This window comes from Stenotrophomonas sp. P5_A8, assembly GCF_056400545.1.
In genome coordinates this window covers 1-2,387 of sequence record NZ_JBFULB010000457.1, presented here as the reverse complement: position 1 = coordinate 2,387, position 2,387 = coordinate 1, and the positions used below count along the sequence as shown (strand labels likewise).

The window sequence follows — 2,387 nt, the reverse complement described above, 5'->3', positions numbered from 1 at the left end:
TTTATCCCTGTTACGGCATGGCGGAAGCAACGCTTTTCATCACCGGTGGCCGTGTCGGTGCGAAACCAAGGATGCTGCTACGGGATGGAATCGAGGTGGTCTGCTGTGGCCAGCCGGCGCCCGGCACGCTTTTGAAGATCGTGGACCCGGAAAGCCGCCTGACATTGCCGGATGGCACATTGGGCGAAATATGGGCAGCCGGTGGTGGAGTCGCACAGGGCTACTGGCGCCGCAGCCAGGAGAGCCAGCAGGTGTTCCAGGCGACGCTGCCGKGTGAGGATGGCCAAGCTTGGCTCAGAACAGGCGATCTGGGCTGGATACAGAATGGACAACTGTATGTTTTTGGGCGCCTCAAGGATCTGATCATCGTCAACGGCCGCAACCATGCGCCCCAGGACATCGAAGCGACCGTCGAACTGGCGTGTAGCGCTTTCAGGACCGGTGGTACGGCCGCGTTCTCCGTCGAATCCGGTGCGAACCCCGTTCGCCTTGTCGTAGTGGCCGAGGTGGAGCGTGAATGGGTACGGCGGGAGAGTGAATGGCCGAGCCTGGCGGCTTCTGTCCGCACCTCCGTGCGTACCGGGCATGGCCTTAGCGTCGCCGATGTGGTGCTGATACGGCCGGGCGCGCTTCCCAGGACTTCCAGCGGAAAAGTGCGCCGTTCGCAATGCCGTACAGACTACCTGGCGGGGTTGCTTCCTTCCGTTGCGCCGCCGCTTCCCGCGTGATGATCACACGCGCTGCCCGGCAGGTGCTTCTGCTGCCGGGTCCCCAAGATTGTTCCGCTTCGGAGATATGAGTTGCATGGACAGCTATGAAGAGGCGTTGCTCGTTGCATTGCGCGACACGCTTGGTGATGGCACGGAGCTCGATGCGCAAACCTGCTTTGCCGAGGTGGGCCTGGACTCACTGAGTGGTTTGCGATTCCTGCGCAAAGCACAGGATGCAATTGGTGTTGAGATCGATTTTGAATGGTTGTTCGATCATCCGAGCATCGCCGAGCTGGCTCTATTTCTGCGCACGCAGGGTGGCGCGCAGGACGATTCCTCGTCCACGTGAATCGAATCCCGGAGTCGCTGCGAATGAATGTGAAGGTCGATTCGGCATGGTTTCCTCTCTCACCCGCACAGAGGAGCCGCTGGTTCATGTACCAGTGGGCACCCGAGCGTCGGGCGCAGCACAACAACATATTTGCCGTCCGTCTGCGGGGAGTTGTTTGCGAGACCCGCATGGCTGGTGCTCTGCAGGCGTTGGCGGAGCGTAATCCCATGCTGCGTGCACGCATCGTCGAAAGGGATGGCGAGCCAATGCAGTGCACCGATCATGTGGCGCAGGTGCCATTGCGGCGCACCAGTGCCAAGCAGTGGGATGACGGCCGCCTGAGAGCAGCAGTCCTGGCCGAAACGTTGACGCCATTCGGGCCGGAGCAGCCGCTCGTGCGCGGCCACCTGTTCGATTACCGTGATGATGAGGCGGTATTCGTGCTGAGCATGGATCATCTCATCAGTGATGGATGGTCATACTGGCGCCTGCTCGCTGAACTCGGCCAGCTGTTGCGTGGCCGTTGCATGGCCGATGATGGTGGCGATGGTGCAACCTATCGCGATTATGTCCAGTGGCAGCGTGGCTGGATGAACTCGCCGGAGGCGGCGAGGCAGCGCGACTATTGGCTGGAGCGACTTGCCGGGGATCTGCCGGAGTTGCGCCTTGGTTTTGCCGAACACACACATCCGGAGCAGGCACAGCAGGGTTCCATTCGCATTGATGTTTCTGCCGGGCAACTGGGTGCACTGCGTGCGTTGGCATCTCGGCAGGCGGCAAACCTGTTTACCGTCATTCTGAGCGCGTTCCAGATCGTCCTTCAGCGCTACACCGCGCAGGAGGACCTCATTGTGGGGTGTCCCATGCCCGCGCGCGGCGATGGACGATKGGACGCGGTCGTCGGGGATTTCGTCAACATGGTGCCGCTGCGGACGCGGGTTGGCGCCGAAGATACGTTGGCCGAGGTGATGCGCAAGTCGCGCAACGATGCGCTCGCTGGCCTGGCGCGTCAGGAATACCCCTTCCAGGCATTGATCGAAGCACTGCGCCTGTCGCGCGCGGCCACCCACCCGGTTTTTCAAGTCATGTTCGCTTTCCAGAAGGCCCGCTACGACGAGGGGCTGAGTCGATTGTGGAGTTTTGACGACGGCGAGAGAACCGGTCTGCAGTGGGGTGATCTTTCGCTGGCGGCGTACCATCTCGAGCAGCCACTTGGGTTGGAGGGCATCGCATTGTCCCTTCAGGTACTAGAAGCTGGCGAAACGCTGCGCTGCGAGTTTTCCTTCGATCACGTCAGGCTGGAGCGCGAGGCCATTGAGCGGCTGGCGGCTTCCTTTGTGCTTGTG

The 2,387-nt window shown here is 61.4% G+C and carries 3 protein-coding genes; all 3 read left to right on the top strand.

Features of this window, described 5'->3' with window-relative positions; translation table 11 throughout:
- On the top strand, positions 1 to 728 hold a 728-nt coding region (locus tag AC1DQP_RS19510), incomplete at its 5' end, for an AMP-binding protein (protein WP_478052302.1).
- A 76-nt stretch (positions 729 to 804) separates the two neighbouring features.
- Positions 805 to 1,059: an acyl carrier protein gene (locus AC1DQP_RS19505; protein WP_457319796.1), complete on the top strand. Its 255-nt coding sequence runs from the start codon at positions 805 to 807 to the stop codon at positions 1,057 to 1,059.
- A gap of 23 nt (positions 1,060 to 1,082) precedes the next feature.
- Positions 1,083 to 2,387: condensation domain-containing protein (locus AC1DQP_RS19500; RefSeq protein ID WP_478052301.1), on the top strand; the 1,305-nt coding region annotated here is incomplete at its 3' end.

Bases quoted from the DNA above. Each gene is read 5' to 3' on its own strand.
- AC1DQP_RS19505 (WP_457319796.1), top strand. From the start codon at position 805: ATGGACAGCTATGAAGAGGCGTTGCTCGTTGCATTGCGCGACACGCTT.